1 protein-coding gene is annotated in these 501 nt (G+C 68.7%); it reads left to right on the top strand.

Features of this window, described 5'->3' with window-relative positions; genetic code table 11:
* Window positions 1-103: 103 nt before the first annotated feature.
* The coding region (gene coaE, locus AC1DTN_RS39435; protein WP_477925712.1) for a dephospho-CoA kinase at window positions 104-501 on the top strand (398 nt) is incomplete at its 3' end.

Genomic DNA, 501 nt, shown 5'->3' with positions numbered 1-501 from the left:
GCTATGTGCCCTTCGGGCCGTTCCTGGCGGCTGCCGGTTTCACCGCCATGCTCGTCGGCCCGGGCGCGATCCTTCGCGCGATCGGCCTCTGAAGATCGGCGCCATGCGCATCGGCCTGACCGGCGGGATCGGCAGCGGAAAGAGCACGGTCGGATCCTTGCTGGTCAGACGCGGCGCTGTCCTGATCGATACCGACGCCATTGCACGGTCCATCTCCGAGCCGCACGGCGCCGCGATGCCTGCGATCGAAGCGGAGTTCGGCCGCACCTTCATCGCGGCGGACGGCGGCCTGGATCGCGCACGAATGCGGGCTCTCGTGTTCGGCGACATGTCAGCCAAGAAGCGGCTGGAAGCCATTCTGCACCCACTGATCGGCGCGGAGTGCGAGCGCCAGGCTGCGGTCGCGACCGGACCGCTGATCGTGTTCGACGTCCCGCTGCTGGTGGAGTCCAAGCGCTGGCGCGCCGTCGTCGACCGCGTGCTCGTGGTCGATGCAAGCGA

This window comes from Rhizobium sp. 01T444 (genome assembly GCF_056398305.1).
This window is presented reverse-complemented; position numbering and strand designations above follow the sequence as displayed.